The 23,166-nt window shown below is 71.3% G+C and carries 20 protein-coding genes; 5 read left to right on the plus strand and 15 right to left on the minus strand.

Annotated features, from left to right (window positions below; all coding sequences use genetic code 11):
* Window positions 1-134: 134 nt before the first annotated feature.
* On the minus strand, window positions 135-1,286 hold the full coding sequence (locus ACN6LM_RS14915) for a caspase family protein (protein WP_445065872.1): 1,152 nt from the start codon (window positions 1,284-1,286) through the stop codon (window positions 135-137).
* A 2-nt stretch (window positions 1,287-1,288) separates the two neighbouring features.
* A complete protein-coding gene (locus tag ACN6LM_RS14920) occupies window positions 1,289-1,654 on the minus strand; it encodes an effector-associated constant component EACC1 (RefSeq protein ID WP_445065837.1) in 366 nt (121 codons plus the stop codon).
* Between the two features lie 253 nt (window positions 1,655-1,907).
* On the opposite strand from ACN6LM_RS14920, the gene ACN6LM_RS14925 reads away from it, so the two are divergent.
* On the plus strand, window positions 1,908-2,513 hold the full coding sequence (locus tag ACN6LM_RS14925; RefSeq protein WP_445065838.1) for an ArsR/SmtB family transcription factor: 606 nt from the start codon (window positions 1,908-1,910) through the stop codon (window positions 2,511-2,513).
* Window positions 2,510-3,814: an MFS transporter gene (locus ACN6LM_RS14930; protein WP_445065839.1), complete on the plus strand. Its 1,305-nt coding sequence runs from the start codon at window positions 2,510-2,512 to the stop codon at window positions 3,812-3,814. Before ACN6LM_RS14925 ends, ACN6LM_RS14930 begins: the two co-directional genes overlap by 4 nt.
* 29 nt (window positions 3,815-3,843) lie before the next feature.
* On the opposite strand, the gene glnA is transcribed toward ACN6LM_RS14930, so the two are convergent.
* On the minus strand, window positions 3,844-5,253 hold the full coding sequence (gene glnA / locus ACN6LM_RS14935; RefSeq protein ID WP_445065840.1) for a type I glutamate--ammonia ligase: 1,410 nt from the start codon (window positions 5,251-5,253) through the stop codon (window positions 3,844-3,846).
* A 296-nt stretch (window positions 5,254-5,549) separates the two neighbouring features.
* Between glnA and ACN6LM_RS14940 the strand changes: the two genes are divergently transcribed.
* The gene (locus tag ACN6LM_RS14940; protein WP_445065841.1) at window positions 5,550-6,017 is read left to right on the plus strand and encodes an RDD family protein; all 468 of its coding nucleotides are present in this window, start codon (window positions 5,550-5,552) and stop codon (window positions 6,015-6,017) included.
* A gap of 418 nt (window positions 6,018-6,435) precedes the next feature.
* On the opposite strand, the gene ACN6LM_RS14945 is transcribed toward ACN6LM_RS14940, so the two are convergent.
* The 4 genes from ACN6LM_RS14945 to lipB form a co-directional block, all read right to left on the minus strand.
* On the minus strand, window positions 6,436-7,146 hold the full coding sequence (locus tag ACN6LM_RS14945; RefSeq protein ID WP_445065842.1) for a DUF4191 domain-containing protein: 711 nt from the start codon (window positions 7,144-7,146) through the stop codon (window positions 6,436-6,438).
* A gap of 10 nt (window positions 7,147-7,156) precedes the next feature.
* Window positions 7,157-7,372: an SCO2195 family GlnR-regulated protein gene (locus ACN6LM_RS14950; RefSeq protein ID WP_164399985.1), complete on the minus strand. Its 216-nt coding sequence runs from the start codon at window positions 7,370-7,372 to the stop codon at window positions 7,157-7,159.
* Between the two features lie 256 nt (window positions 7,373-7,628).
* A complete protein-coding gene (lipA, locus tag ACN6LM_RS14955) occupies window positions 7,629-8,564 on the minus strand; it encodes a lipoyl synthase (protein WP_445065873.1) in 936 nt (311 codons plus the stop codon).
* A 159-nt stretch (window positions 8,565-8,723) separates the two neighbouring features.
* Window positions 8,724-9,536, minus strand: coding sequence for a lipoyl(octanoyl) transferase LipB (lipB, locus tag ACN6LM_RS14960; protein ID WP_445065843.1), 813 nt, complete (start codon window positions 9,534-9,536; stop codon window positions 8,724-8,726).
* A 297-nt stretch (window positions 9,537-9,833) separates the two neighbouring features.
* Between lipB and ACN6LM_RS14965 the strand changes: the two genes are divergently transcribed.
* Window positions 9,834-11,414, plus strand: a complete 1,581-nt coding sequence (locus tag ACN6LM_RS14965; RefSeq protein ID WP_445065844.1) for a regulator — start codon at window positions 9,834-9,836, stop codon at window positions 11,412-11,414.
* A gap of 11 nt (window positions 11,415-11,425) precedes the next feature.
* On the opposite strand, the gene ACN6LM_RS14970 is transcribed toward ACN6LM_RS14965, so the two are convergent.
* Entirely contained in the window at window positions 11,426-12,772 is a 1,347-nt protein-coding gene (locus ACN6LM_RS14970) for an NAD(P)/FAD-dependent oxidoreductase (protein ID WP_445065845.1), read from the minus strand.
* 180 nt (window positions 12,773-12,952) lie between these two features.
* Window positions 12,953-13,852: a TIGR01777 family oxidoreductase gene (locus tag ACN6LM_RS14975; protein ID WP_445065846.1), complete on the minus strand. Its 900-nt coding sequence runs from the start codon at window positions 13,850-13,852 to the stop codon at window positions 12,953-12,955.
* A gap of 56 nt (window positions 13,853-13,908) precedes the next feature.
* Between ACN6LM_RS14975 and ACN6LM_RS14980 the strand changes: the two genes are divergently transcribed.
* A complete protein-coding gene (locus tag ACN6LM_RS14980) occupies window positions 13,909-14,436 on the plus strand; it encodes a GNAT family N-acetyltransferase (RefSeq protein WP_445065847.1) in 528 nt (175 codons plus the stop codon).
* Window positions 14,437-14,445: 9 nt separating this feature from the next.
* Here ACN6LM_RS14980 and ACN6LM_RS14985 read toward each other — a convergent pair whose 3' ends face one another.
* The 6 genes from ACN6LM_RS14985 to lpdA all read right to left on the minus strand — a co-directional run bounded on the left by ACN6LM_RS14985 (window position 14,446) and on the right by lpdA (window position 23,012).
* Window positions 14,446-14,964 (minus strand): DUF4240 domain-containing protein, encoded by a 519-nt coding sequence (locus ACN6LM_RS14985; RefSeq protein ID WP_445065874.1) that lies wholly within the window; start codon window positions 14,962-14,964, stop codon window positions 14,446-14,448.
* Window positions 14,965-15,025: 61 nt separating this feature from the next.
* Entirely contained in the window at window positions 15,026-16,006 is a 981-nt protein-coding gene (locus ACN6LM_RS14990) for a helix-turn-helix transcriptional regulator (protein ID WP_445065848.1), read from the minus strand.
* 90 nt (window positions 16,007-16,096) lie between these two features.
* A complete protein-coding gene (gene aceE / locus ACN6LM_RS14995) occupies window positions 16,097-18,766 on the minus strand; it encodes a pyruvate dehydrogenase (acetyl-transferring), homodimeric type (RefSeq protein ID WP_445065849.1) in 2,670 nt (889 codons plus the stop codon).
* A gap of 255 nt (window positions 18,767-19,021) precedes the next feature.
* Window positions 19,022-19,645 carry a GntR family transcriptional regulator gene (locus ACN6LM_RS15000; RefSeq protein ID WP_164404302.1) on the minus strand — a complete coding sequence of 208 codons (624 nt, stop codon included), beginning with the start codon at window positions 19,643-19,645 and terminating at the stop codon, window positions 19,022-19,024.
* A 131-nt stretch (window positions 19,646-19,776) separates the two neighbouring features.
* Window positions 19,777-21,564, minus strand: a complete 1,788-nt coding sequence (gene sucB / locus ACN6LM_RS15005) for a 2-oxoglutarate dehydrogenase, E2 component, dihydrolipoamide succinyltransferase (RefSeq protein ID WP_445065850.1) — start codon at window positions 21,562-21,564, stop codon at window positions 19,777-19,779.
* Between the two features lie 59 nt (window positions 21,565-21,623).
* Window positions 21,624-23,012: a dihydrolipoyl dehydrogenase gene (lpdA, locus tag ACN6LM_RS15010; protein WP_177154075.1), complete on the minus strand. Its 1,389-nt coding sequence runs from the start codon at window positions 23,010-23,012 to the stop codon at window positions 21,624-21,626.
* Window positions 23,013-23,166: the final 154 nt, after the last annotated feature.

Here is a 23,166-nt window from a genome sequence, read left to right on the forward strand (position 1 = left end):
CGGTATCCAGAAAGGCCAAGAAGCCGGCGTTCTGGGTTGTCGCGGTGGGCGTGCTCTTGCTGATCGCTGCTTGGAATTCCCTCTTCGGTGACGACGGCGACAAGGCGAAGCCGGAACCTCAGAGGACGGTCCAGTCAGTCACGGAGTCGCCGGCGCGTTAGTTGTCGGAGGGCTCGTGCCCAAGCGGTCGCGGTGCGGGTGTCCTGGCTCCGGGGCTGCTGCTCCTCGGAATCAGCCGCCGCTTTAGTGGGGGGAGTAGATCGCAGCTGCTCCCAGCGCAATTGCCAGTCACCCTGCCGCTCGTCCGGCATTCCGCAGGCGGTCAAGTAGGCGCTGGTTGTCTGCCAGGTTCTGGGAAGATCCTTGCGGTTGAGGAGGGTACTGACCGTTCCGGTCGAGATCTGGCCGCCGGAACGGTGGCTGATTGCTGAGTGGGTGAGGCCGCTGGTGACGCGCACTTGCCCCAATGCATTGATGAACCCTTCGACGCTGCGGACGGCCGCCGGATCTGGCCATGCGCGGAGGTCGGCAGAGCCCGCGTGGTGGCTGGCGGACACCTGTGTTCGGCTGAAGGCAGGGTTCCAGCTCAGTGCGAGCTGGCCGTTGCTATTACGTTCTCGTCCTTGAGGGACGGGGTGCCCCTTCGCGGAGAGGGATTTCCTTAGCTGCAAGAGGACGTTGTCGAGGTCGAGCTGTTCGGGGCCCCCGGCGATACCCATGGTGAGGATTCTGAGAAGCTCACCGGTGAATGCAGTGTGGGGCTCCCCGGGCGGGGCGAGTGCCTGACGGGTCTCCGAGGCTGCGGCGAGAAGATAGGTCCCTTCGACATCGGCTTGGGCGGCAAGATCTGAGGGCCCCATGGTTCCCAGGGCCAGGCCCGCGTAGCAGCAGTCCAGTATGACGACAGTCCGCTCGGCTCTTCCCTCCAGTAACGCGCTTCGCAGCCAGCTGTATTGAAGTCCCGTCTCCACCCGCTGCTGCCTGGATTGGGGTAGCCCCAGATAGAGCTCGCCCTCTGGCGTGACCAGCCCATGCCCCGCGTAGTACACCAGCAGCGTGTCCCTGGCCGCATCTGCGGCATCACGCAGGGTGTCCATCACGGTAATCGCACTCGTCGGCTCGGAGAGCACCTGGCAGTCGTCTCGGTTGAGATTCCAGGAGGTGGGCCCAGTGAGTACCTCGGCCAAGGAGCTGAGGTTGTTGGAGACGGCCGGCAGGTCTTCGAGGAAGGTGTACGCGCTAGTCCCGACCAGGACCGCCTTTGTGGCGCCGGCGTCCGGGAACACGCTCAACTCGCTGGGCCCCTCTGACCGTCTCCCCGGTCCTCCCGAAGCAGCTGGTTGATCCGCTCGATCTGTTCATCGCTGCAGTCCGTCAGGGCATCGATGAGATCGTTGTGCCGGACGGTGACACGAGTGGCCCGCGGCCGTGTCTGCTTCCAGGCGGCAAGCGCCAGAGTGAAGTTCGCGGCGTTCCATCCGTTCTCGGTGATCAACTGCAGAACGTCGGCGGCTGCCCCCATCTCGCCCTCGCGTGGTGGCTGCTCGCGCATCTCCAGGGTCGCGGTCCGACGGATGTCAGGATCCTGACGAAGCCAGGCGAGCAGCGAACGGAGTTCGTCGTCCGACGGCTCGACACGAACCTCAACGCGCATGCGATCCCCCTGTTGCCGTGCTCCGAGTCTTGGCGGTCTTCACCATGGTCCCGGATGAGCGGGTGCGCGGGGGCCGTCTTCACTGAACCTTGCTGAAAGAGGTTGGCCTTCGCGTGATCCTCGCGGCCGACGGGGTCGATGTCGTCCTGTGTCGTCCTTCCAGTACGTCTCGACCAGACGGATGCGTGCACTGGCAGAGTCTTCTCTGCAGAGACTCCTATGCAGAGAAGACTCTGCAATCTACGCTGCTGGCATGTCCGACGAACCGGAACGCGCATCACAGCCCGCCAAGCCCACCCGGCGCCTCGACGCGCGCAGTCTGCGGGGACTGGCCCATCCGCTGCGGATGAGCATCTTCGAACTGCTCAGCCTGGACGGCCCGGCTACCGCCACCAGGCTCGCCGAACGCCTCGGGGAGAACACCGGAACCGTCAGCTGGCATCTGCGCCACCTCGCCGAACACGGCTTCATCGAGGAAGAGACCGGACGGGGCACGAAACGCGAGCGCTGGTGGAGAAGGGCCGATGTCTCCAATGAGCTGAACACCGCCGATTTCCGCGACGATCCCGACACCCGGGGTGCGCTGTCGGTCTACCTGCACGAACTGCTCCAGCAGCACTTCAACCGGGTCGTGAAGTACATCGGCGAGGACTGGGACGACACATGGCGGAGCGCCGGCACGGTCTCGGACTGGAGTGACCTGCGGATGACCCCGGAACAACTGGGGGCGCTCAACGCGGAGCTGATGGCCGTCATCGCCCGCCATACCCCTGCTCCGGACGCCGAGCCCGCCCCGGACGCGCTCCCCGTCGTCGTGCAGCTCCAGTCCTTCCCGCGCAAGGAACGTGGCTCCGCATGAGCTACGGCATACGCGGGGGCCTCCTGCGCCGCCACCGTGATTTCCGCCTGCTGTGGTGCGGCGAGACCGCCGGCAAGTTCGGCGCGTCCGTCACCGGGGTGGCGATGCCACTCGTCGCCGTCTCCACCCTGCACGCCAGTACGTTCGAGGTCGGCCTGTTGAGCGCCGCCGCCTGGGCCCCCTGGCTGATCATCGGTCTTCCGGCCGGTGTCTGGGTGGACCGGCTGTGCCGCAGGCCGGTCATGCTCGCCGCCGCCGCGGTCTCCCTCGTGCTCTTCGCCGCCGTCCCGGTCACCGCGTGGTTCGGCCGGCTGAGTATCGGGCTGCTGCTGGCCGTCGCCCTGCTGACAGGCACGGCAACGGTGTTCTTCCAGACCGCCTACACCGCCTATCTCCCCACCCTTCTGGACCCCGATGAGCAGCCCGAGGGCAACGCCAAACTGCACGGCAGCGCATCCGCCGCGCAGATCGCCGGGCTCGGCTCCGGCGGCCTGATCGCACAGCTGGCAGGCGCGGTGAACGGGATGTTCGCCAACGCCGCGACCTTCCTCGTCTCCCTCCTGTGCCTGATAGGCATCCGGCATCGCGAGCCGCGCACCACCAGGACCGGGCACCGCCGCACGTCACTGGTCAGTGAGGCCCGCGAGGGCCTGCGGTCGATCGCCTACGACCCCTGGCTCCGCACGTTCACACTCTTCGGAGCCGCCTCCAACCTGGCCCTCATGGGATACCAGTCGATCCAAGTGGTCTTCCTGGTACGGGGCGTGGGCCTGCCCCCGGGAGCGGTCGGCGTAGTCATCGCGGCGACCAGCGCCGGAGGCGTAGCCGGGGCATTCGCCGCACGCCGGGTCGCCCACCGGATCGGCACCGCCCGCGCGACCCTGCTGTTCGAACTGGGTCTTCCCTCACTCGGTCTGCTCATGCCGTTGACCATCGGCGGAGCCGGGATCCTGCTCTTCGTGACAGGCGGCTTCAGCGTCTGCGCGGGCGTCGTCGCCGGCAACATCATCAAGGCGAGCTTCCAGCAACGCTACTGCCCGCCGGATCTCCTCGGCCGTCTCACCGCGAGCATGGCATTCCTGAGCTACGGAGCGATCCCCGTCGGAGCACTGCTCGGCGGCCTGCTCGGAACCGCACTCGGCCTCCGTACCGCCATGGCCCTCACGACGGCGGGAATCCCGCTCGCCGCACTGATCCTGCTCTTCTCCCCGATCCGGCGCTCCCGCGACCTGCCCACGTCCCGCCGGACGGGGAGCAGCCCGAAAACGCCGGAGAGCCCTGTCGCTCTCCGTGGAGAGTGACAGGGCTCCTGTTCTGGCGCAGCCGCGATTTAGAGGTCGAAATAAAGCTCGAACTCGTGCGGGTGCGGGCGCAGCTGGATCGGGGCGATCTCGTGGGTGCGCTTGTAGTCGATCCACGTCTCGATCAGGTCGGACGTGAAGACGCCGCCGGCCTGGAGGTACTCGTTGTCGGCCTCGAGGGCGTCCAGGACGGCCGGGAGGGACGTCGGGACCTGCTGGACGTTGGCGTGCTCCTCGGGGGCCAGCTCGTACAGGTCCTTGTCGATCGGCTCCGCGGGCTCGATCTTGTTCTTGATGCCGTCCAGGCCGGCCATCAGGAGCGCCGAGAAGGCCAGGTACGGGTTGGACGACGGGTCCGGGGCGCGGAACTCGACGCGCTTGGCCTTCGGGTTGGAGCCCGTGATCGGGATGCGCATCGCGGCCGAGCGGTTGCGCTGCGAGTACACCATGTTGACCGGGGCCTCGAAGCCCGGGACCAGGCGGTGGTAGGAGTTCACCGTCGGGTTGGTGAAGGCCAGCAGCGACGGAGCGTGCTTGAGGATGCCGCCGATGTAGTAGCGCGCCATGTCCGACAGGCCCGCGTAGCCCTGCTCGTCGTAGAACAGCGGGTCGCCGCCGGACCACAGGGACTGGTGGACGTGCATGCCCGAGCCGTTGTCGCCGAAGATCGGCTTCGGCATGAAGGTCGCGGTCTTGCCGTTGCGCCAGGCGACGTTCTTCACGATGTACTTGAAGAGCATCAGGTCGTCGGCCGCGGCGAGCAGCGTGTTGAACTTGTAGTTGATCTCCGCCTGGCCGCCGGTGCCGACCTCGTGGTGCTGGCGCTCGATCTCCAGGCCGCTGTTCTGCAGCTCCAGGGACATCTCGGCGCGCAGGTCCGCGAAGTGGTCGACCGGGGAGACCGGGAAGTAGCCGCCCTTGTAGCGGACCTTGTAACCGCGGTTGTTCTCGACCGCACCGGTGTTCCAGGCGCCGGCCTCGGAGTCGATGTGGTAGAAGCTCTCGTTCGCCGACGTCTGGAAGCGGACGTTGTCGAACACGTAGAACTCGGCCTCGGGACCGAAGTACGCGGTGTCGGCGAAGCCGGTCGAGGCGAGGTACGCCTCCGCCTTCTTGGCCACGTTGCGCGGGTCACGGCTGTACTGCTCGCCGGTGATCGGGTCGTGGATGAAGAAGTTGATGTTGACGGTCTTGTCACGGCGGAAGGGGTCGACCCGGGCGGTCGACAGGTCCGCGCGGAGCGCCATGTCGGACTCGTGGATGGCCTGGAAGCCGCGGATCGACGAGCCGTCGAAGGCAAGCTCGTCGGCCGGGTTGAAGGTCGCCGCCGGCACGGTGACGTGCTGCATCACACCGGGCAGGTCACAGAACCGGACATCGATGAACTTGACGTCGTTGTCGGCGATGAACTTCTTCGCGTCGTCGGCGTTCTGGAACATCCAACTCCTCCTACTCCCGGCCCGGGAGGGACGGGGTTGCAGCTCGTTGTGTGACCAGTGCGGTGGCACACGCTGGACCCGACCATAGGCAGACCGGATTTCTCAAGCATGACCCATTTGTTTCGCCGAAGTTAACCGGCGCGGGTGCGAGGAGCGGTCGCACACGCCTCGGACCGCCCCTTCGGCGGGGCCCCACGGGCCTCCCGGCCGTATCGAAGGGCCGTCCGAGGAGTGGGACGGCGTGTGGACGGCACCCGCGGGGGAAGGCGCGCGGCCGGGCGCAGTACCGTGGTCGGGTGGACAATAGGCAAGCAATCGGATCGTGGCTGTCCGGGCCGCGTGCGGCCGCCGAGGACATGGGCGCCGACTTCGGCTACCGGGGCAAGCGGCTCGGCCTCCCCGAGCAGGGCCCCGGGGCCGTCGCCCCGCTCGGCCGGCGCTTCGGGGCCCTCTTCATCGACTGGGCCCTGTGCCTGCTGATCGCATACGGACTGTTCGCTCGCGGTGACCAGCAGGCGTCCGGGAACTGGGCGCTCGGCATCTTCCTCGTCATGAGTGTGCTCACCGTCGGCACGATCGGCTGCACCCCCGGCAAGCGCCTCCTGGGCACCCGGGTCGTCGCCGAGGACGGCGGCCGTCTCGGCCTCGTGCGGGTCCTCATCCGTAGCGTCCTGCTCTGCCTGGCGATCCCGGCGCTCGTCTGGGACCGCGACGGCCGCGGCCTCCACGACCGCCTGGCCCGCGCGGTCCAGATCCGCGTCTGAGGCGTAGCGACCCGAAGAGGGCGGGCCGCGAACCACCAGGTTCACGGCCCGCCCTCTTGGCGTTGTGAGGTGGGGGAGCCAGTCCGAAGAGGTATGGCAGCGGATCGCGGAAGTGGAAGGCTTCGCTCACGGCGGGCTGGTGCCGCGCCAGGCAGGCGGGCCGTCTCCCAGGACAGTTTCTGGAGGCTTTCCTCGGAAAGGCGCTCGATGGAGCGTCGTGGCCGGTCCTGGAGACCCAAGTCGGCTTCAAGGGCCTCATTGGCCACTGGAACCGGTGGAGCAGGCGAGGCCGCTGGGAGCGCGTCATGGAGATCATGAAGCACTGTGACGGAGCGCCGGCGGCGCCCCGTCACAGGCTTCCCAAGATGCAGATGACAGGCGAGGTACGGCCTGGAGTGGTTCTCGCTGAGAGTGGGGACTAGCGCGCGCGAGGCGGGCGGCCGGCGCCGCCACGGCCGGGGAGGGGCCCCTTCGGGAGCGGCATGTTGCTCATCAGGTCGCCCATCGCGCGGAGCCGGTCGTTGGCGGCCGTCACCTGGGGGCCGGTCAGGACGCGGGGCATCTTCAGCATCTTGGTGCGGACCTTCTTCAGGGGCACCTGGCCCTCGCCGTTGCCGACGATGATGTCGTGGACGGGGACGTCCACCACGATGCGGGCCATCTTCTTCTTCTCGGCCGCGAGCAGGCTCTTCACCCGGTTCGGGTTGCCCTCGGCGACCAGCACGATGCCCGCCTTGCCGACGGCGCGGTGCACGACGTCCTGGCTGCGGTTCATCGCGACCGCCGGGGTCGTCGTCCAGCCGCGGCCCACGCGGTCCAGCACCGCCGCCGCGGCGCCCGGCTGGCCCTCCATCTGTCCGAAGGCGGCGCGCTCGGCGCGGCGTCCGAAGATGATCGCCATCGCGAGGAGCGCGAGCACGAAGCCCAGGATGCCCAGGTAGATCGGGTGATCGATCAGAAAACCGATCGCGAGGATGACACCGAAGGTGACGATTCCCACACCCGCGACCACAAGACCGATCTTGGAGTCGGTCCGCTTGGTCATCTTGTAGGTCAGAGCGATCTGCTTGAGCCGCCCCGCGTTCTCGGCGCTGTCCGCGCCTTCAGTGGTGTTTGCCTTCCTCGCCATGCAATGAAGTTTACGTGGCCTTCGAACGGCGGGCGGCCACGGCCTCCCGTTCCGGCACGTAGCCGGACTCGGCCCGGTCCTTCGCCCGGCGGCGGTCCTCCAGGACGGCCGTCCAGGCGTTGCGGCGGGCGGTGCGCTGGCCGCTGCCGAGCAGCAGCGACTCCACGGCGCGGAGGGTGTTGGTGACGGTCGGGATGACGGTGGCGCGTACCGGCGCGGCCTGCATCGTGGCAAGTCCCCTCGGAAACGATGTACGTGTGCTGCGCGGACTGGAGGCGGGGCGCGGGAAGGGCGGTGGCGGTGTGCGTCACCGCGCCGCGCGTGCATCCAGCGTCACCGTTCGGTGTTACCAGCGCGTGACCGGTCGGTCAAACACCAATGAAACCTCGATACGGGCCCCGCGCACGCCGACGCGGTCCGTCCGCGCCCCCGGGCCTCTCGGACCCTCGGGGGCAGGACGGACCGCGCCGGGCGGATGCGGGTTACGCGGACGGCACCGGGGCCTGGGCCTCGCGCCGGTCCATCGCCTGCTGGAAGAGGCGGCCCGCGCGGTACGAGGAGCGGACGAGCGGTCCGGACATGACGCCGGAGTACCCGATCGCGTCGGCCTCGTCCTTCAGCTCCACGAACTCGTGCGGCTTCACCCAGCGCTCGACCGGGTGGTGGCGCACCGAGGGCCGCAGGTACTGCGTGATCGTGATGAGCTCGCAGCCCGCGTCGTACAGGTCCTGAAGCGCCTCGCTGACCTCTTCGCGGGTCTCGCCCATGCCGAGGATCAGGTTGGACTTGGTCACCAGACCGGCCTCGCGGGCGCGGGTGATGACCTCCAGGGACCGCTCGTAGCGGAAGCCGGGGCGGATGCGCTTGAAGATGCGCGGCACCGTCTCCACGTTGTGCGCGAGCACCTCGGGGCGCGCGGAGAAGACCTCCGCGAGCTGGGCGGGCTCGGCGTTGAAGTCGGGGATCAGCAGCTCGACCTTGGTGCGGCCGGCCTCCCGGGCCGCCGTCTGCGCGTGGATCTGGCGCACGGTCTCCGCGTACAGCCAGGCGCCGCCGTCCTCCAGGTCGTCGCGGGCGACGCCGGTGATGGTGGCGTAGTTCAGGTCCATCGTGACGACGGACTCGCCGACGCGGCGGGGTTCGTCCCGGTCCAGCGCCTGCGGCTTGCCCGTGTCGATCTGGCAGAAGTCACAGCGCCGGGTGCACTGGTCGCCGCCGATGAGGAACGTGGCCTCGCGGTCCTCCCAGCACTCGAAGATGTTGGGGCAGCCGGCCTCCTGGCACACCGTGTGCAGGCCCTCGCTCTTGACGAGTTTCTGCAGCTGGTTGTACTCGGGGCCCATCTTCGCCCGGGTCTTGATCCACTCGGGCTTGCGCTCGATGGGGGTCTGGCTGTTCCGGACCTCAAGGCGCAGCATCTTGCGCCCGTCAGGTGCGACAGACACTCCGGCACTCCCCTTTGCTTTCACTGCATTGGATTCTTCGGCGAACACCAGGGTACGCCCGTAGTTCATTCGGTTGTACGTCCGCCCAACCTGGGGCAGGCAGGACCTATTCCCGGAAGCGTGTTCCGTGGGTCACGCCGTGGCCACGGCGTCGGCGGTGCGCTCGATCGTACGGGGGGCGAGCTCGGCGTTCTCCAGGATGTCCCGGAGGTGCTTCTCGACGACCGGAAGGACCTCGCCGATGGTGATGTCGCGGCCCAGCTCGTAGCTGAGCGAGGTGACGCCGGCGTCCCGGATGCCGCAGGGCACGATGCGGTCGAACCAGGTGTTGTCCGGGTTCACGTTGAACGAGAAGCCGTGCATGGTGACGCCCTTGGCCACCCGGATGCCGATCGCGGCGAGCTTGCGGTCCTCGCGGCGCTGTCCGGCGTTGGAGGGGGCGTACTCCGGACCGTTGAGCCGGGGGTCGAACTCCTCGTCCGCCAGGCGCGGGTCGAAGTCGAGCGTGAGGCCGCCGAGGGCGGGGCGCTGCTCGACCGGGTCGCCCAGGACCCAGACGCCGCTGCGGCCCTCGACCCGGCTGGTCGCGACGCCGAACTCGGCGGCGGTGCGGATCAGCGCCTCCTCCAGACGGCGCACGTGCGCGACGACGTCCACCGGGCGCGGGAGCTTCTGGATCGGGTAGCCGACGAGCTGGCCGGGGCCGTGCCAGGTGATCTTGCCGCCGCGGTCCACGTCGATGACGGGGGTGCCGTCGAGGGGGCGCTCGCTGTCCTCCGTGCGCCTGCCCGCGGTGTAGACGGGCGGGTGTTCCAGGAGCAGGCAGGTGTCCGGGACGGTGTCCTCGAACCGCGCCGCGTGCACCTCGCGCTGCTTCTGCCACGCCTCCTGGTAGTCGACGGCGTTCTCGCCGAATCCCATGTGGACGAACCGGAGCTCACTCACGGCAGCAGCCTTTCTCCTCGTGGTGCCGTGGACCCGGGGGTTTCCCGGAACCGCGTCACCCTGCACGAATCGCGCCAAGGGCCTTTCGTTCGCATCAGGCCGGACGAAAGGCCCCAGTCACTGTACGACCGGCGTCGGCGCGTGGGCCGGGCAGGTCTTCCCGTCAGCGCCGCCCACAATCCTCACACGATCGGATGAATGTGGAGCGAAGGGTGCTGAGGCCGCCCTGCGGGCAGTTAAATTCGCGCCGTTCGTCAGAGGGCTGCCCGGCCCCGAAGGCAGGAGACCCTACAGCTGATGTCCGAACGACCTCCGCAGCGCACGCCCAACCGCCGGCTCGCCTCGCTCATCACCGAGGCCGGGTTCTCCAACGCCGGCCTCGCCCGCCGGGTGGACCAGCTCGGCCTCGAACACGGACTCGACCTGCGGTACGACAAGACCTCCGTGACCCGCTGGCTGCGCGGCCAGCAGCCCCGGGGCACCACCCCCGCGCTGATCGCCGAGGTCTTCACCCGGCGCCTCGGCCGCCGGCTTTCCGCGCAGGACCTCGGGCTGGACGCCTGCGCCCCGGTCTACGCGGGCCTGGAGTTCGCCGCCACGCCTGCCGAGGCGGTCGACATCGTCAGCGGGCTCTGGCGCAAGGACTCCGGCAGCCACGCCGAGCTGCGGAAGATCGCGTTCACCCCGGCCGGTCTCGTCGTGCCCAGCCGGGACTGGCTGATCGGCCGGGCCGACGAGTGGGTCGGCCGCCCGGTGCCCGGCGGGGCCAGGGCCGGAGCGGCGCGGGCGGCCGGTGCCCCGCTCCCCGCCGCCGGAGCCCTGACCGCCGTGCCCGAGCAGGGCGGACGGCACAGCGTGCGAGGGCCGGTGCCGTCGCGGCCCGGCGGGGTGCCCGCGCCGCCCGGCGCCCCGGCCGGCGGCGCGACGGCCGGGCCAGGGGTGCCCCGGCAGCGGCAGACCGAGCGGGGCTCCGGGCTCCGGGTCGGCGAGGGGGACGTGGCCGCGCTGCGCTCGGTGGCCGAGCTCTTCCGTACGCTCGACCACGCCTACGGCGGCGGGCACGCCCGGCAGGCCCTCGTGCGGTACCTGGAGCACGAGACGGAGCCGATGCTGCGCGGCACGTACGGGGAGGCGACCGGCCGACGGCTGTTCGCGGCCGCCGCCGACCTGACCAGGCTGGCCGGCTGGACCTCGTACGACATCGCGGCGCACGGGCTCGCCCAGCGCTACTTCGTCCAGGCGCTCCGGCTCTCCCAGGCGGCCGGCGACCGGGCGTACGGCAGCTACGTGCTGATCACCATGAGCCGCCAGGCGGTCTATCTCGCCCACGGCCGGGAGGCGGTCCAGCTGGCCCGGGTGGCGCAGCAGGGCATCGGATCGGCCGCGCCCCACACCGTCATGGCCATGCTGCACGCGGTGGAGGCGCGCGGGCACGCGGTGCTCGGGGACTCCAAGGCGTGCACGGCCTCGCTCGCCCGGGCGGAACGCGCGCTGGAGACGGCCCGCCCCGGGGACGAGGCGCCGCACTGGGCGCGCCACTTCGACGAGGCGCAGCTCGCCGACGAGTTCGGGCACTGCCACCGCGACCTCCAGCAGTACCGGTCCGCCGCGCAGTACGCGGAGCGTGCGCTCCAGCTGCGCGCCCCCGCGTACGCCCGGAGCAGGCTGTTCTGCCGGGTGGTGCTGGCGTCCGCCCGGCTGGGCCTGGGGGAGCTGGACCAGGCGTGCCGGCTGGGTGCGGAGGCAGCCCAGCAGGCGGCCGAGATGCGCTCGGTCCGGGCCACGGAGTACGTGCGGGACTTCGAGCGGCGGCTGGAGCCCTACCGGGACGCCGCCGCCGTGCGCGGCTACCGGGAGCGGGTCGCCGCGCTGGGCTGAGAGGCCCCGCTTCAGGCCGCCTCGGGGAGCGCGGGGGCGTTCCCGGCGGCCGGGCGGATGCCGAGGTCGTGGAGGATCGACGCGGCGGCGCGGGCGCCCGAGGCCAGGGCGCCCTGGACGGTGCCGGTGTCGCGGTGGTCGCCGCACACGTAGAGCCCGGCGAGGACCCGGACCGGGCGGCGCGGGTCGTGCGGGGCGGGCATCGCGGGGACGGCCTCCGGGTCGTGGTGGGCGGCCAGCAGCTCCCAGTCGTCGGTGGGCACGCCGTAGAGCGCGGCGAGGTGGGCGCGGACCGTGCGGTCCAGGTCGTCGGGCGGGGTGCCGAGGACCGTGGAGCTGATCAGGGTCCGGCCGTGCGGGGCGCGGGCCGGGTCGACCTCGCTCATCACGGCGGTGTGGGACACGGGTCCCGAACGGTCGGCGTCCAGGACGAGCGAGGCGCCGGTGGGCGGGGGAGCGGGCGCGGTGTGGTGGAGCACCGTCACGGGGTGGAAGGACGGCAGGCGCAGGCCCGGCAGCAGCTCGGCGGCGGCGCTCGCTCCGGTGGCCACGAGCAGGGAGCGGCAGCCCAGCTCGCCGTGCTCCTTGGTGCGTACGGAGGTGATGTCGGCGGAGGTGACGTGCACCCCGGTGCGTACGGTGCCCGGCGGCAGGGATGCGGCGAGGAGCGCCGGCAGCGTACCCGCCCCGCCCTCGGGCACACACAGCCGTCCGCTCGCGTACGTCCGCAGGGCGAGGTCGGCGCACCGGCTGGACGTGGTGAGGTCCGGGTCGCTGAGCAGTGCGGTGAGCAGCGGGCGTACGAAGCCGTCGAGCGTACGGGAGGAGAGCCGGCCGGTCAGGGCGTCGAGCGCGGCGCGTTCGGGCCGGGCGAGGACGCGGGCCGGCGGTGTGGCGGCGAGTCGGGCCAGGGCCACGCCGAGCCGGGCGTGGTCGAGTGCGCCGCCCATGACCCCGGTGAGGGCGCCCGCACGCGGCGGCCGGGGGGCGTGCGCGAGGGCGCGCGCCGCCTTGAGTGCGCCCCGTGCGCCGCGTGCGCCCGGTACGCGGGGGGTCTCGCCGGTCCGGTGGCGGCGGCCCTCGCTGTGCACGAGGACTCCGGGATCGAAGGTGCGCAGGACGAGGCCGTCGAGCCCTGGCGTGGTGCGGAGCTCCGGATACGCGGTGTTGAGCAGCGGGCCGACGCGGTCGAGGCGGAACCCGTCCACCTCGTCGGTGGCCATCCGGCCGCCGACGCCGGGGCCGGCCTCCAGGACGCTGACACTGACCCCGGCGCTGGTCAGTCGGTGGGCCGCCGACAGGCCGGCGATTCCGGCCCCGATGATGACGACGTCCGCGTGGTGTGCCGTGCTGAGCACGTACCCTCCCCGGTTCGACGCGAGTGGTGGGGGGCTCATGCCCTCAACCGCCCACCGGAATGCGTGAGTTCGTCAGGAGGCTAGGAGAGTGGCCCGATCGTGCGCAGTCGCGCGCGGACCGGTGCACCGATGCACGGGGTCGCACGCCCGTCCGAAAAGCCGGGCCGTCCGGGCGGCCCGTCAGCGCAGGGCGGCGCGGATGGCGGCGTCGACGGAGGGGAAGGCGAACGAGAAGCCGGAGCCCAGCAGCCGCGTGGGCAGCACCCGTTGACTGCCCAGCACATTACCGGCGAACTCGCCCAGCGCGAGCCGCAGGGCCGCTGCGGGCGCCGTGAAGAGGGTCGGGCGCCGCAGTACCCGGCCCATGGCGGCGGTCACCTCGGCGTTGGTGACGGGCGTCGGGGCGGTCAGGTTCACCGGGCCGGACAGCTCCGGGGTGTCCAGGACGTGCCGCAGCGCCGCGATGTGGTCGTGCAGCGCGATGAAGCTCCAGTACTGCCGCCCGTCGCCCATCCGGCCGCCGAGACCCGCCCGGAACAGCGGGAAGAGCCGCCCCCAGGCACCGCCCTCCCGGGCGACCACCAGGCCGGTGCGGGCGTGCACCGTCCGCACCCCCGCCTCCTCGGCCGCGGCCGTGGCCTCCTCCCACTCCACGCAGACCGACGGCAGGAACCCGTCCCCGGGTGGCGCCTCCTCGTCGACCGGGCGGTCGCCGGTGTCCCCGTAGAAGCCGATCGCGGAGCCGGACAGCAGCACGGCGGGCGGAGTGTCGAGCGAGGCGACGGCGTCCGCGATCGCGGCGGTGCCCAGCACCCGGCTGTCCCGGATCTCCTTCTTGTACGCCTCGGTCCACCGGTGGTCGCCGACCCCCGCCCCGGCGAGGTGGACGACCGCGTCGCAGCCCACGAGCCCGGCCACGTCCACGTACCCCCGCTTGGGGTCCCACTCCACCTCGTCACCGTCCCGGGCCGGGTGGCGCACCAGGCGGACCACCTCGTGCCCGTCGGCCCGCAGCGAGCGCACCAGCGCCGCTCCGATGAGTCCGGTCGATCCGCTGACGGCGATACGGGAGTGCGGCATGGCGTCCATCCTGCCCCACCGGAGCCGCCGTACACGGCCGTGGCACAGTGGCGGCCATGACCGAATCCGCCGCATCCGCCGCACCCCTCGTCCGCCGCGCCGTTCTCGCGGACGAGCCCGCGCTCGGCGAGCTGGACCGTGCCACCTGGTCGACGCTGCACGCGGTGCAGCCGCGCCCGCAGCCGCCGTACGCGCCGTTCTTCGACGAGCGGCACACGCCCCGGGACATCCTGGTGGCGGAGGCGGTCGACGAGGCGGGGGAGCGGGTGCCGGCCGGTTACATACGCGTCGTGCCGCCGACCCCGCTGGCCTGCAACGCGCACGTCCGGCAGATCCAGGGCCTCGCCGTGGCCCACTGGGCGCGTGGCCGGGGCGTCGGTCGCGCCCTGGTCCGCGCGGCCTGCGTGGCGGCACGCGGCGAGGGGGCGAACCGGATCACCCTGCGGGTCCTCGGCCACAACGCGCCCGCCCGCGCGCTGTACGAGGCGGAGGGCTTCACCGTCGAGGGCGTGCTGCGGGGCGAGTTCTTCCTGGGCGGGCGGTACGTGGACGACGTGATGATGGGCCGCCCGCTCGCCCCGTGACGGGCGCGCTCAGCCGCCGAACCGCTCCCAGAGGGCGGGCAGCCGGGCCGCCAGGGCCGCGTCGTCGTCCGGGTCGAGCGGGGTGCCCTCCGGCTCGTCGGGCTGCGGCGGGAGGCCGAGGTCGGGCGCGACGACGCCGGTGAGCTGTTCGTACGCCTCGTCGGCCGCGTACCCCAGCTCCTCGCCGTCGCCGTCCAGCTCCTCGTCGAAGGAGTCGAGCAGCTCGGCCAGGGCGTCCGGGTCGTGCACGGCACCCTCGAAGACCTCCCGGCCCCGGCCGATCAGCCAGCAGCGGAAGTAGTCGAAGGCGTCGTCGCTCGCGCCGCCGAGCAGAATGGCGGCGGCGCCCCACAGGTCCCAGCGGTAGGTGCGGTTGAAGCGGGCCTCGAAGTGCCGGGCGAAGTCCAGCACGGCTTCGGGGTCCAGCAGCACCAGCTTGTCGACCAGCAGGTCGGCGTGGTCCTCGGGGTCGCCGTCGGCGGCCTCGCGCGTGCTGTCGATCAGCTCCCAGAACCCGGTCTCGTCCATCACGGGTCCAGCATCTGCCCTGAGGGCGGCCGACGCACGCCCAGACATCGATACGAAGCCATCAGGGCGTGCCCCCGTAGAGCGCGTGCAGCCCGGCGGCCGCCGCCCGGAACCTCTCCCGCAGCCCGGCCGGGGCCAGCACCTCCAACTCCGGTCCGAGGCCCAGCAGCTGGCCGTAGGCGACGTCCAGGGACTCCACCGGCAGGGTGACCGTGACCCGGCCGTCGTCACCGGGCGGCCCGGCCGCCTCCAGCGCCTCCGTGGCGGCGGCCCGGTCCACGACGTGCGGCAGCCGGTGCGCGGCCGCCTCCGAGAGCCGCAGTGTCACCTCCGTACGCAGCAGGGAGCGGGCGAACGCGGCGGACCGCTCTTCCCAGAAGGCGGGCAGGTCGAAACCCTCGTCCCGGACGAAAGGGGTGTCCGAAACGGTGGCGGCGGTGAACCGGTCGATGCGGTAGACCCGCGTGTCGTCGCCCGCGCGGGCGCAGAGGTACCAGACGCCCGCCTTCAGGACGAGCCCGTACGGGGCGAGCTCCCGCTCGGCGTCGGTGTCCCGGCCGGGCCGCCGGTATCGGGCGAGGAGCAGCCGGTCGCGCCACACCGCCTCGGCCACGGCGGGCAGCAGCTCCGGCGTGACCGGCTCCCGGTACCAGCCGGGCGCGTCCAGATGGAAGCGCCGCCCGGCCCCCGCCGGGGCGTCCCGCAGGGCGGGCGTCAGGGCCGCCGACACCTTCAGCCGGGCGGCCGACGCGGCGTCCGCGAGCCCCATCTCGCGCAGTGCGGAGGGCAGCCCGGACAGGAACAGCGCCTCCGCCTCGTCGCGGGCGAGACCGGTCAGCCCGGTGCGGTACCCGCCGACGAGCCGGTAGCCGCCGGCCCGGCCGCGTTCCGCGTACACCGGGACACCGGCCTCGGAGAGGGCCTGCGCGTCGCGGGTGACGGTCCGCTCGGACACCTCCAGCTCCCGGGACAGCTCGGCGGCGGTCATGCCGGGGCGGGCCTGGAGGAGCAGCACCATTCGGATCAGCCGGGCAGCACGCATGCGGCCATTGTGGCTGGACCGCGGCACGGCAGAAGCAAGCCCGTCCGGCGATCGAGGACAGAACCTCGAGCCGGACGGGCTTGATCACGCTCAGAGACCGTAGCGGTCCCGGGCCTCCTTGACGGCGGTCGCCGGCACCTCGCCGCGACGGGCCAGCTGGGCCAGGGTCGCGACCACCACGGACTGGGCGTCGACGCCGAAGTGGCGGCGGGCCGCGTCACGCGTGTCGGAGAGGCCGAAGCCGTCCGTGCCGAGCGAGGTCCAGTCCTGCTCGACCCACTGGCTGATCTGGTCCGGGACCCCGCGCATCCAGTCGCTGACCGCGACGACCGGGCCCGGAGCGCCCTCCAGCGCCTGCGTCACGTACGGCACCCGCTGCTCACCGTGGAGCAGCGCCTCGTCGCACTCCAGCGCCTCGCGGCGCAGCTCGCCCCAGGAGGTCGCGGACCAGACGTCGGCCGTGACACCCCAGTCGGCGGCGAGCAGCTCCTGGGCCTCCAGGGCCCAGTGGATCGCCGTGCCGGAGGCCAGCAGCTGGGCGCGCGGCGCGTCCGCCGTGGCGGGCGTGCCCTCCTTGAAGCGGTACAGGCCCTTGACGATGCCCTCCTCGACGCCTTCCGGCATCGCGGGCTGCGGCTTCGGCTCGTTGTAGACCGTCAGGTAGTAGAAGACGTTCTCGGCGTCGGGGCCGTACATCCGCCGCAGACCGTCCTTGACGATCACCGCGATCTCGTACGCGAACGCGGGGTCGTAGTTGAGCGACGCCGGGTTCGTGGCGGCGATCAGGTGCGAGTGGCCGTCCGCGTGCTGGAGGCCCTCGCCCGTCAGGGTCGTACGGCCGGCGGTGGCGCCGACGATGAAGCCCTTGCCGAGCTGGTCGGCGAGCTGCCACATCTGGTCGCCGGTCCGCTGCCAGCCGAACATCGAGTAGAAGATGTAGAACGGGATCATCGTCTCGCCGTGCGTCGCGTACGACGTGGAGGCGGCGATGAAGTCGGCCATGGCCCCGGCCTCGGTGATCCCCTCGTTGAGGATCTGGCCGTCCTTGGCCTCCTTGTAGTACATCAGCTGGTCGCGGTCGACCGGCTCGTACGTCTGGCCCAGCGGCGAGTAGATGCCGGCCGAGGGGAACAGCGACTCCATGCCGAAGGTGCGGGCCTCGTCCGGGACGATCGGCACCCAGCGCTTGCCGGTCTGCTTGTCCCGCATCAGGTCCTTGACCAGGCGGACGAAGGCCATGGTGGTGGCCATCTCCTGCTTGCCGGAGCCCTTCTTGAGCGCGGCGAACGCGCGCTCCTCGGGCTGCGGCAGCGCCACCGCGTGCACCCGGCGGGCCGGGGCGGGGCCGCCGAGGGCGGCGCGGCGCTCCTGGAGGTAGCGGACCTCGGGGGAGTCGGCGCCCGGGTGGCCGTAGGGCACCAGGCCGTCGGCGAAGGCGCTGTCCGGGATCGGGAGACCGAGCAGCTCGCGCATGCTCTTGAACTCGTCGATCGACAGCTTCTTCATCTGGTGGTTGGCGTTCTTGGACTCGAAGCCCTTGCCGAGCGTGTAGCCCTTCACCGTCTGGGCGAGGATCACGGTCGGCGCGCCCTTGTGTTCGACGGCCGCGCGGTAGGCCGCGTACACCTTGCGGGCCTCGTGGCCGCCGCGCGAGGTGTAGAAGCACTCGGCGATCTTCGCGTCGGTGAGCAGTTTCGCCAGCTCGGCGAGGGCGGGCTCGGCGCCGAAGAAGTGCTCGCGGATGTACGCGACGTCGCGGGTGGCGTACGTCTGGAACTGCGCGTCCGGGACCTCGCGGAGGCGGCGTACGAGCGCGCCCGTGGTGTCGAGCTGGAACAGCTCGTCCCAGGCGTTGCCCCAGAGCGTCTTGATGACGTTCCAGCCGGCGCCCCGGAAGGCGCCCTCCAGCTCCTGCACGACGCGGAAGTTGGCGCGGACCGGACCGTCGAGGCGCTGCAGGTTGCAGTTGATGACGAAGGTCAGGTTGTCGAGCTTCTCGCGGGCCGCCAGCGCGAGGGCGGCGGTCGACTCGGGCTCGTCCATCTCGCCGTCGCCCAGGAAGGCCCAGACGTGCGAGTTCGACGTGTCCTTGATGTTGCGGTTGGCGAGGTAGCGGTTGAAGCGCGCCTGGTAGATCGCCGAGAGCGGGCCGAGGCCCATGGAGACCGTGGGGAACTCCCACAGCCAGGGCAGCCGCCGCGGGTGCGGGTAGGACGGCAGGCCGTTGCCGCCCGCCTCCTGGCGGAAGTTGTCGAGCTGCTGCTCGCTGATCCGGCCGTCGAGGAAGGCGCGGGCGTAGATGCCGGGGGAGGCGTGGCCCTGCACGTACAGCTGGTCGCCGGAGCCGTCCCCCTCCTTGCCGCGGAAGAAGTGGTTGAAGCCGGTCTCGTACAGCCAGGCCGCCGAGGCGAAGGTGGCGATGTGGCCGCCGACGCCGAAGCGTGCGCCACGGGTGACCATCGCGGCCGCGTTCCAGCGGTTCCACGCGGTGATCTTCGATTCCATCTCCAGGTCACCGGCGAAGTCGGGCTCCGCGGCGGTCGGGATGGAGTTGACGTAGTCGGTCTCCAGCAGCTTGGGCAGCGCGAGACCGGCGCCCTCGGCATGCTGGAGCGAGCGCCGCATCAGGTACGCGGCACGGTGCGGGCCCGCGGCCTTGGTGACGGCATCCAGGGAGGCCGCCCATTCAGCGGTCTCCTCCGGGTCGCGGTCCGGGAGCTGGTCGAGCTCGCTCGGAAGCTTTCCTACGGGGTCGGTCATGATCGCCGCCTTCCGGTGAGGAGGGGGGTGGAGAAGTCCCTGACTGGCAGGACAGGGCGATGGGGCCGGTGGGCCCGCGAGGTGAACTGTAAGTCGCCGATCGATGATCGATCAAAGGATGAACGGCAAAACTTCTCGATATGAAGAAAGTGGCATGCGGTGCCATGAAATGGGGCACCGAGTGACGGGATTTATCCGTCAAAACGGGCGCTCACCTGCACGGAAGAGCGGCAGGGGCGACACTTGCGCAGCGCCTCAGGCGCGCGGGGCGCACCCGAGGACGTGCGCCTTGACCAGCGTCCCGATGTCCGGGTCCTTGCGCAGGAACGCGTCGATGAGGGCCTCGTGCTCCTCCGCGTACGACTTCTGGACCGTCCCCAGCCAGCGGATGGACAGGGCCGTGAACACCTCGATGCCCAGCCCCTCCCAGGTGTGCAGCAGCACCGCGTTCCCCGCCGCCCGCACCATCGCGCGGTGGAAGCCGACCGTGTGCCGGACCTGGGCCTCACCGTCTGCCAGCCGGTCCGCCTCGTACAGCGCCGTCACGTGCGGCGCGAGCAGCGAGCAGTCCTCGCCGAGCCCGGGGGCCGCCAGCTCGGCCGCGATCTGCTCCAGGCCCGCCCGTACGGGGTAGCTCTCCTCCAGGTCCGCGGCGGTGAGGTTGCGGACCCGGACGCCCTTGTTGGGCGCCGACTCGATCAGCCGCAGCGTCTCCAGCTCCCGCAGCGCCTCGCGCACGGGCGTCTGGCTGACCTCCAGTTCGGTGGCGATGCGCCGCTCCACGATCCGCTCGCCCGGCTTCCAGCGCCCGCTGACGATCCCCTCCACGATGTGCTCGCGGATCTGTTCGCGCAGCGAGTGGACGACGGGCGGGGTCATGACGGGCTCCTTCGGACAGACCGGTACGCCTGCACCGGGCACGGTGGCCGGGGCGACCGGTGGTGTCTAGACAATACGGCGGCGCCCCCGCCCGGAAGTGTTCCGGACGGGGGCGCCGATCGTGAGGCTGGTTACAGGCCGAGCTCGACCTCGAACTCGCCGGCCTCCAGGATCGCCTTGACCGCGGTCAGGTAGCGGGCGGCGTCAGCGCCGTCCACCAGACGGTGGTCGTAGGAGAGCGACAGGTAGGTCATGTCGCGGACACCGATCACGGTGCCCTCCTCGGTCTCGATGACCGCGGGACGCTTCACGGTGGCGCCGATGCCCAGGATGGCTGCCTGGTTCGGCGGCACGATGACCGTGTCGAACAGCGCACCGCGCGAGCCGGTGTTGCTGATGGTGAAGGTGGCACCGGACATGTCGTCCGGGGTCAGGCCGCCACCGCGGGCCTTGCCGGCCAGCTCGGCGGTCTTCTTCGAGATACCGGCGATGTTGAGGTCGCCCGCGCCCTTGATGACCGGGGTCATCAGGCCCTTCTCGGCGTCCACGGCGATGCCGATGTTCTCCGAGTCGAAGTACGTGATGGTGCCTTCGTCCTCGTTGATCCGGGCGTTGATGACCGGGTGGGCCTTCAGCGCCTGGGCGGCGGCCTTCACGTAGAACGGCATCGGGGAGAGCTTGACGCCCTCACGGGCGGCGAAGCCGTCCTTCGCCTTGGCGCGCAGCTTCATCAGCTTGGTGACGTCGACCTCGACGACCGAGGTCAGCTGGGCCTGCGAGTGCAGCGCCTTCATCATGTTGTCGCCGATGACCTTGCGCATGCGGGTCATCTTGACCGTCTGACCGCGCAGCGGGCTGGCCTCCAGCTTCGGCGCCTTGGCGGCGGCCGGAGCGGCGGCGGGCGCCGGGGCAGCGGCGGCGGCCTTGGCGGCCTCCGCGGCGGCGACGACGTCCTGCTTGCGGATGCGGCCACCGACGCCGGTGCCCTTGACCGCGCCCAGGTCGACGCCGTTCTCGGCGGCGAGCTTGCGGACCAGCGGCGTGACGTACGCGCCGTCGTCACCGGAGGTCGCGGCCGGGGCGGCGGCCGGAGCCTGCGCCGGGGCGGCCGGAGCCGGGGCGGGAGCCGCCGGGGCCGGGGCCTGGGCGGCGGGCGCCGGAGCCGGAGCGGCCGGAGCCGGGGCGGGCGCGGCGGGGGCCGGAGCCGGAGCCGGTTCCGGCGCGGGGGCCGGGGCCGGGGCGGGGGCCGGGGCGGGAGCCGCCGGGGCCGGGGCCTGGGCCGGAGCGGCACCGGGCGCGCCGATGACGGCGAGCTTGGCGCCGACCTCGGCGGTCTCGTCCTCGCCGACCACGATCTCCAGCAGCACACCGGCGACCGGGGCGGGGATCTCGGTGTCGACCTTGTCCGTGGAGACCTCGAGCAGCGGCTCGTCCTCCGCGACCTCCTCGCCGACCTCCTTGAGCCAGCGGGTGACGGTGCCCTCGGTGACGCTCTCGCCGAGCGCCGGCAGGGTGACGTCGGTGCCGGAGGCGGAGGAGGCGCCGGTGGTGGCCTCGGCGCTCGGCGCCTCGGCCGGGGCCTGCGTCTCGGTCGACGGGGCGGTCGGGGCCTCGGTGGCGGCCGGGGCCGGGGTGGCGGCCGGCTCGGCGGCCGGGGCGGCCTCGGCGGCCGGGGCGCCCGAGCCGTCGTCGATGACGGCCAGCTCGGCGCCGACCTCGACGGTCTCGTCCTCGGCGACCTTGATGGACGACAGGATGCCGGAGGCGGGGGCGGGGATCTCGGTGTCGACCTTGTCGGTCGAGACCTCGAGCAGCGGCTCGTCGGCCTCGACGCGCTCGCCCTCGGCCTTCAGCCAACGGGTGACAGTGCCCTCGGTGACGCTCTCGCCGAGCGCCGGAAGGGTTACGGAAACCGACATGGTTTCAGTTGCTCCTTACGAAAATGCGGAAGTGGTCGGTCGTCGCGCCCGGTCGACGGTCAGTCGTGGGAGTGAAGCGGCTTGCCGGCGAGCGCCAGGTGCGCCTCGCCCATCGCCTCGTTCTGCGTCGGGTGGGCGTGGATGAGCTGGGCCACCTCGGCCGGCAGCGCCTCCCAGTTGTAGATCAGCTGGGCTTCGCCGACCTGCTCGCCCATACGGTCACCGACCATGTGGACGCCGACCACGGCACCGTCCTTGACCTGGACGAGCTTGATCTCGCCCGCGGTCTTGAGGATCTTGCTCTTGCCGTTGCCCGCGAGGTTGTACTTCAGCGCGACGACCTTGTCCGCGCCGTAGAGCTCCTTGGCCTTGGCCTCGGTGATGCCGACGGAGGCGACCTCGGGGTGGCAGTACGTGACCCGGGGCACACCGTCGTAGTCGATCGGGACGGTCTTGAGACCGGCCAGCCGCTCCGCGACGAGGATGCCCTCGGCGAAGCCGACGTGCGCCAGCTGGAGCGTCGGGACCAGGTCGCCCACGGCGGAGATCGTCTCCACGTTGGTCCGCATGTACTCGTCGACCAGGACGTAGCCGCGGTCCATGGCGACCCCGGCCTCCTCGTAGCCGAGGCCCTGCGAGACCGGGCCGCGGCCGATCGCGACCAGCAGCACCTCCGCCTCGAAGGTCTTGCCGTCGGCGAGGGTCACGCGGACGCCGTCCTGCGTGTACTCGGCGCTCTGGAAGAACGTGCCGAGGTTGAACTTGATGCCGCGCTTGCGGAACGCGCGCTCAAGAAGCTTCGAGCTGTTCTCGTCCTCGACCGGGACGAGGTGCTTCAGGCCCTCGACGATCGTCACGTCGCTGCCGAAGGAGGTCCACGCCGAGGCGAACTCGACGCCGATGACGCCGCCGCCCAGCACGATCGCGGACTTCGGGACGCGGTCCAGCTTCAGCGCGTGGTCCGAGGAGATGATGCGGTTGCCGTCGATCTCCAGGCCCGGCAGCGACTTCGGCACGGAGCCGGTCGCCAGGAGCACGTGGCGGCCCTGGATGCGCTGGCCGTTCACGTCCACCGAGGTGGGGGAGGAGAGCCGGCCCTCACCCTCGATGTAGTGCACCTTCCGGGAGGCGACGAGACCCTGGAGGCCCTTGTACAGGCCGGAGATCACGTCGTCCTTGTACTTGTGGACGGCCGCCATGTCGATGCCCTCGAAGGTGGCCTTGACGCCGAACTGCGCGGACTCGCGGGCCTGGTCCGCGATCTCGCCGGCGTGCAGCAGAGCCTTCGTGGGGATGCAGCCGTTGTGCAGGCAGGTGCCGCCGACCTTGCCCTTCTCGATCAGAGCGACGTCCAGGCCCAGCTGCGCTCCGCGCAGGGCCGCGGCGTACCCGCCGCTACCACCGCCGAGGATCACTAGGTCGAAAACGGTGCTGGCGTCGTTCGCCACGTCACGTCCTCCATGCATGTGCGCCGTACGCCGGGCCCCGTCCTCGGGGTGGTACCGGCCGGTCGGCTGGTGTGCGGCCGCTTTGTCTTCGGCCCTGTGGTGGGGGCCCTGTCCTGCCGAGAACCCATCTTCGCACTTGTTGACGGTGGGCGGG

It is taken from the genome of Streptomyces sp. SAS_281 (genome assembly GCF_052542855.1).

Excerpts from the sequence above, each read along its gene's own strand:
- ACN6LM_RS14920 (WP_445065837.1), bottom strand. The coding sequence starts at position 1,654 with ATGCGCGTTGAGGTTCGTGTCGAGCCGTCGGACGACGAACTCCGTTCG.
- ACN6LM_RS14925 (WP_445065838.1), top strand. The coding sequence starts at position 1,908 with ATGTCCGACGAACCGGAACGCGCATCACAGCCCGCCAAGCCCACCCGG.
- ACN6LM_RS14930 (WP_445065839.1), top strand. The coding sequence starts at position 2,510 with ATGAGCTACGGCATACGCGGGGGCCTCCTGCGCCGCCACCGTGATTTC.
- glnA (WP_445065840.1), bottom strand. The coding sequence starts at position 5,253 with ATGTTCCAGAACGCCGACGACGCGAAGAAGTTCATCGCCGACAACGAC.
- ACN6LM_RS14945 (WP_445065842.1), bottom strand. The coding sequence starts at position 7,146 with ATGGCGAGGAAGGCAAACACCACTGAAGGCGCGGACAGCGCCGAGAAC.
- ACN6LM_RS14950 (WP_164399985.1), bottom strand. The coding sequence starts at position 7,372 with ATGCAGGCCGCGCCGGTACGCGCCACCGTCATCCCGACCGTCACCAAC.
- lipA (WP_445065873.1), bottom strand. The coding sequence starts at position 8,564 with ATGCTGCGCCTTGAGGTCCGGAACAGCCAGACCCCCATCGAGCGCAAG.
- ACN6LM_RS14965 (WP_445065844.1), top strand. The coding sequence starts at position 9,834 with ATGTCCGAACGACCTCCGCAGCGCACGCCCAACCGCCGGCTCGCCTCG.
- ACN6LM_RS14975 (WP_445065846.1), bottom strand. The coding sequence starts at position 13,852 with ATGCCGCACTCCCGTATCGCCGTCAGCGGATCGACCGGACTCATCGGA.
- ACN6LM_RS14980 (WP_445065847.1), top strand. The coding sequence starts at position 13,909 with ATGACCGAATCCGCCGCATCCGCCGCACCCCTCGTCCGCCGCGCCGTT.
- ACN6LM_RS14985 (WP_445065874.1), bottom strand. The coding sequence starts at position 14,964 with ATGGACGAGACCGGGTTCTGGGAGCTGATCGACAGCACGCGCGAGGCC.
- ACN6LM_RS14990 (WP_445065848.1), bottom strand. The coding sequence starts at position 16,006 with ATGCGTGCTGCCCGGCTGATCCGAATGGTGCTGCTCCTCCAGGCCCGC.
- aceE (WP_445065849.1), bottom strand. The coding sequence starts at position 18,766 with ATGACCGACCCCGTAGGAAAGCTTCCGAGCGAGCTCGACCAGCTCCCG.
- ACN6LM_RS15000 (WP_164404302.1), bottom strand. The coding sequence starts at position 19,645 with ATGACCCCGCCCGTCGTCCACTCGCTGCGCGAACAGATCCGCGAGCAC.
- sucB (WP_445065850.1), bottom strand. The coding sequence starts at position 21,564 with ATGTCGGTTTCCGTAACCCTTCCGGCGCTCGGCGAGAGCGTCACCGAG.